At 66.2% G+C, this 4,711-nt stretch carries 3 protein-coding genes and 1 pseudogene; 2 read left to right on the top strand and 2 right to left on the bottom strand.

Going from position 1 to position 4,711, the window contains the following annotated elements:
* Positions 1–1,011: 1,011 nt before the first annotated feature.
* Positions 1,012–1,575: a GNAT family N-acetyltransferase gene (locus tag ACWC0C_RS47990; protein ID WP_450871499.1), complete on the top strand. Its 564-nt coding sequence runs from the start codon at positions 1,012–1,014 to the stop codon at positions 1,573–1,575.
* Between the two features lie 344 nt (positions 1,576–1,919).
* Positions 1,920–2,321 (top strand): DUF3592 domain-containing protein, encoded by a 402-nt coding sequence (locus tag ACWC0C_RS47985; protein ID WP_450871498.1) that lies wholly within the window; start codon positions 1,920–1,922, stop codon positions 2,319–2,321.
* Positions 2,322–2,650: 329 nt separating this feature from the next.
* Here ACWC0C_RS47985 and ACWC0C_RS47980 read toward each other — a convergent pair.
* Together ACWC0C_RS47980 and ACWC0C_RS47975 are read right to left on the bottom strand one after the other, a co-directional pair.
* Positions 2,651–3,407 (bottom strand): annotated as a pseudogene (locus ACWC0C_RS47980) (IS701 family transposase); the annotation flags it as partial.
* A gap of 119 nt (positions 3,408–3,526) precedes the next feature.
* Positions 3,527–4,459, bottom strand: coding sequence for an aminoglycoside phosphotransferase family protein (locus tag ACWC0C_RS47975; RefSeq protein WP_450871497.1), 933 nt, complete (start codon positions 4,457–4,459; stop codon positions 3,527–3,529).
* Positions 4,460–4,711 lie beyond the last annotated feature (252 nt).

The raw sequence follows: 4,711 nt of genomic DNA, 5'->3' as shown, positions 1-4,711 counted from the left end.
CCTCCGCGAGATCCAGTACCGCAGCAACCTCATCGATGGATGTCTCGCCGAAACCGGCCTCACGTTGACGACATCACGCCAACAAGGTCAGTAACCATCGGCAGAACCCGGGCGGCCATCTCGGAGGTCAGTTACGGGCCCTTAGGGCAAGGGCGCCGCATCAGCAGGCAGGGTCAGCGCATTACTTCGAGGGGAGAGGCGCCTACGTTCGCGCTGGCCTAGGCCGATGTGCCCGCGAATCACTACTGGAGCGTCAGGGTGTTGAGCTCGAAACTTCTGGACCGCGGGCCACAAAGGCATGACCCAATCCCTGGTTTCGCCGGGTCCGAGCAGGTAGTAGCTTCCCGTCATCTCGAAACCAAGAGGGGAAGTACCTATTCCCCATACAGCATCTCGTTTGAAGTACGCGCTGGGCCAGGTCACTGTCACAGGCGCTCTGCCGACGTTGGACACCTTGATGATGAGTACCTCGTGCGGGAACTCCGTTCTGTCAGCGTCTGGGGTATACGACGTGTAGGCGTGATCGATGGATGCAGGCGAGCTCGTGAGCTTGTACCCCGGCCCTGGTTGAAACGATTCCGGCCCGCTTCGGCCTACCCATAGTTCACACCGCACGCGCCCCGCGGTAAGGAAATGGCTGCCTACTTGCCATCCCAGCGAGATCGCAGACAACAGCAACCCCAGTACCGCCATGCTGAGTGTGCCATCCATGCGTGCAGAGTAATGGCGGGAGGGAATGTCGGACAGAGAGCGTGATCAGATCGGACATCACGAGATCGCTGACAGGACCCTGAATTCCCCACCCCGTGCCCCCAACCTCTCCTCAGACCTGCTCGTCTTGGCTCCCCACCGACAGCGCGGCCGAGGATGCCTTGGACGGCTCCACGCGATGGTGCCCCACCGGGTGGTGTGAGCCGTGAGGATCTGCGCAGCGAGTACGGCATGGGCGAGCACCGCCGGGCTCGACATAATCGATCGACACCCTGATCTGGTTCGGGTTGGCTGGGTGGCATGCCAGAGCTGCGAACCGATCGTCTTCTGCTCCGCCGGTGGCGGGAATCCGACCTCGAACCGTGGGCGGCTATGAACACCGATCCCGAAGTCCGAGAACACCTGGGGGCACTGCTCACACGGGAGCAAAGCGATGCCGCAGTGGAACTCATGCAGGCCGAGTTCGACGAGCGAGGCTTTGGGTGGTGGGCACTCGAAGCACGGGAGACCGGTGAGTTCATCGGCCGCGCCGGCTTGGACGAGGTGGGCGAGGACATGCCGTTCGCGGGGGTGGACATCGGTTGGCGATTGAAGCGTTCGGCATGGGGTCACGGTTACGCCACCGAGGCCGCCCTGACCTGCCTGGCTTTCGGTTTCGAAGCCCTCGGGCTGCCGGAAGTGGTTGCGTCGACGACAGTCAACAACCTTCGCTCCCAGGCCGTGATGCGCCGGATCGGCATGACCCGGGATCCTGCCGACGACTTCGAGGATCCGAGCGTGCCCGATGGGCCGCTTCGCCAGTGTGTGCTGTACCGGATCGCCGCCCGCAGAGGACCCTCTGTGGATCGCGCAACTGCTGGATGACGAAGAGCGGACCTGGTGATTCTCAAGATACCCATCATTGCTGGTGAAGCCGTCCCGCGAGCGACTAGGGCGTGTCCGATGGGTCAGCGAGCTTGCCTTGCCTCGTCAGTTGACTGCACTGACTCGGTTGCTGGCTCGACTCAGCGAAGGCTGATCAGGGCCGGCAGTCGAGCGCCCGACGGCGAAGGCGGCTGCCCGGCCTTCGTGTGCCCCCCGACACGACCACGTAAGCCCGAGGAACCGGTGTGCCCGCGCACCTTCGTGAACCATCGGGCTGCGTGCCGCGTCCTCCTCTTGCGCGGCTCGTGCCGGGCGGGCCCTGTGCGAGGGAGGGCAGGGGACGGATGACGGGCGAAACGATCGGTATCGGGCTGGCCGTGCTGGCGGGCCTGGTGAGCCTGTGGGCCGGTGCGCGGGAGGCACGGCTACAGATGCGGCTGAGCCGCTACGGGCTGCACGCCGAGGGGGTGGTGGCGGACCAGGAGCATGCACCGGCGGACGATTCTTCGACGCCCGTCATCGAGTTCACCGACCGGCAGGGCCGGCCCGTCAGGTTCCGGCCCGTCGCGACGGGGATGGGGCTGGGATTGGCCCTCGGAACCCATGTGCCGGTCGTCTACCTGCTCGAAAGGCCGCAAAGCGCAAGGGTATTCACCCGGAAGCACCGCCTATCTCTGATCGTCGGCCTGTTCGCCGGAGGCATGATCTTCCTCGGCGTCGCGATTGGGGTCTTGCTCACGCGCTGAGCTTGTTCTCCTTCCTCGTTCTCATTAACAGATCCACCGCCAGACCCGGCTCGGGACCCATCAGACACGCACTAAAGCCCTCGCCTCTTGCGCCACCTCCACTGGGCGGTTGACCAGGTTCTCCCGCACGGACTCGGCTAGCAATTCCGCCACTTCGTCCCCTTTTGGGGCTAATACGGACGACGGGCGCGATGAACAGGCGGCAGATCTCGCTGCAGGTCAGCGGGATCAGGTGGTCTCGTGTGGAGCGGTGTGCGTGTTCGTCGGTGCGGATTGACGGGGAGGAAGGCGTGGGCCGGCATCGCGAGGGTGACCCAGCGGGCCCACTAGGGGTAGCGGCGGACCCGGTGATCATCCAGCCCGGCCAGTCCCATCTCAGTTTGCAAGGTCTCCTTCACCCGCCACCTGGAACCTGCGACCTTGACCAGGGTGGCCAGGGATGTGGGCGTGGTGGAGTGACGGCGGTATTAGGCGAGTTAACCGGTGCTGCGCTTGCGGCGGATCAGCAGTTGGTGGCGGCCCGGGGCTGCCTCTGCGAGGTTGATGACGGCCCAGTCGTAGAACCTCTGCCCCTTCGCGCCGCGCCCGGCTGAGACGGTGTCCCCGCCGAGTTCGGCTGCCCGGCAGCGGTCGGGGTCGTACGTCCAGGAGCGCGGGATGTGCAGCTCCCGGTCCACCCGCCGCGTGCCCGCGCTCGCCGGCGTAGACGAGGTAGACCGCGACCTGGGAGTTCTCGATTCGTCCAGCCGTTCCGGTGTACTTGCGCTGGACCCCAACCGTGTGGGTCCCCTTCTTCACGTCGCGGGTCTCGTCGACAACCAGGACCGCGGCATCGTCATATAGAAGCTCGACGACGTATTCGCGCACGTCGTCACGGACGCCATCGGCGTCCCAGACGGCTCGGCACAGCAGATGCTGCACGCCGTGCGGGCCAGCCTCCCCGGCCCATTCCGCGATTGTCCAGCAGTTCTTGCGGGGGAGGTCTGACAGCAGACCCAGCACCAGCCGCCCGGCTCGCAGGCGTGGTTCCTATCGGGCGAACCGGCCGGCGATGCGGCCATGGCCGCCGCGAACACCTCCCGCCACCGGACAGGATCTATGCTGTGACCAGCGGGCACCATCTCATCGTTACTCCGACACAAGTCGCGATGATCAACAGTGGCCGAGCTCGTCCACCCACCGGACCCGCCCAGCACCATCACGCTCTACGAGCCCTCAGTGAGCAACTCCGCCAGGCGGCCAGCGAATTCGGTGAGCCAGTCCAGCCGTGGTCCGCTGCGGGCGATACGAAAACCGTGGCGGCGGCCCCAGAACACAGCCTGGACGGCATGGAACTGGGCCCACCGTTGGACGCGTTCACGGTCGAGTTCCGCGGCCTCGGCGAAGACGTCCAGGACGCGATGGACAGCCTTGCGCAGGTCATCCGCTTCGAGGATCGTCAGCGCGCGGGACTTCAGCAATGTGCCGCCGTCGTAGGCGGGATCTCCCACGTACCCCTTGGGGTCGACAGCCAGCCACGGCTCTCGGTCGGCACGCAGGATGTTCCGGGCATGGAGGTCGCCATGGATGAGGGTGTCCGGCTGGGCCCGACCCAGTTCCCGAACGGTCGCCATGGCGGCATCCAACACCCGACGCGGCAGTGGATGTGGCAACTCCTCGGCGTCCTTGCACAACTGCTCCTCCCAGGCACCGGCCTGCTCACTCAGCCGGGGCAGGCCGGGCGGTGCGGGAATGGCCAGGCGGCGATTGAGCCGCCCGGCGACCGTCACCACCTCGTCGCCGTCCTCGACCTCCGCCAGGGTCGACGACTGAACCCGCTCCAGCAGCATCGCGAACCGCTCGTCGTCGCGCTCATGCAGCAGGACGGCGCCGCACCCGCCCCACGCAACGAACGCATCCGGCTCATGGACGTTGCCGGGATGCGGAAACGACACCTTCAGCACGGCGCTCTCCTCAGCCCGCCGCCGTACCGGAACGATGACGGCAACGCCCCCGTGCATGACCTCGCCATCCGGCACGCACCCCCAGCGCCCCAGCAACTCCTCCACGATCCCGGGCAGCTCGGCGAGCCATGCCGCCCCAGCCTCCCCCTCGCGGTCGACGGTGCTCTGTGCGAACTCCTCTGGCATCGCAATCATCCCGGCACCCTACGCGCCAGGCCGCCGCAGCCACCAAGCCCAAGCCGGCCGGCTCGAGCCGCCCCCACTCCGCATCCGTCAGATCACCCCGCCCCATGCCCACATCAACGACCCCGGCTCGAGCATTCAGCTGTCGCATGCTCGGAAGGACAAGTCGTAGCTACTTGCCCCTGAAGAAGTCCGGGGCTGTCTCTGGGTTGTCCTCTGGGGAGAGCTGGTGAGGGCCGGTCTGTGACCGCGACAGTGGAGGCG

This window comes from Streptomyces sp. NPDC001709, assembly GCF_053596375.1.
The sequence above is the reverse complement of the archived record's forward strand: the minus strand, read 5'-3'. Positions and strand labels throughout refer to the sequence as shown.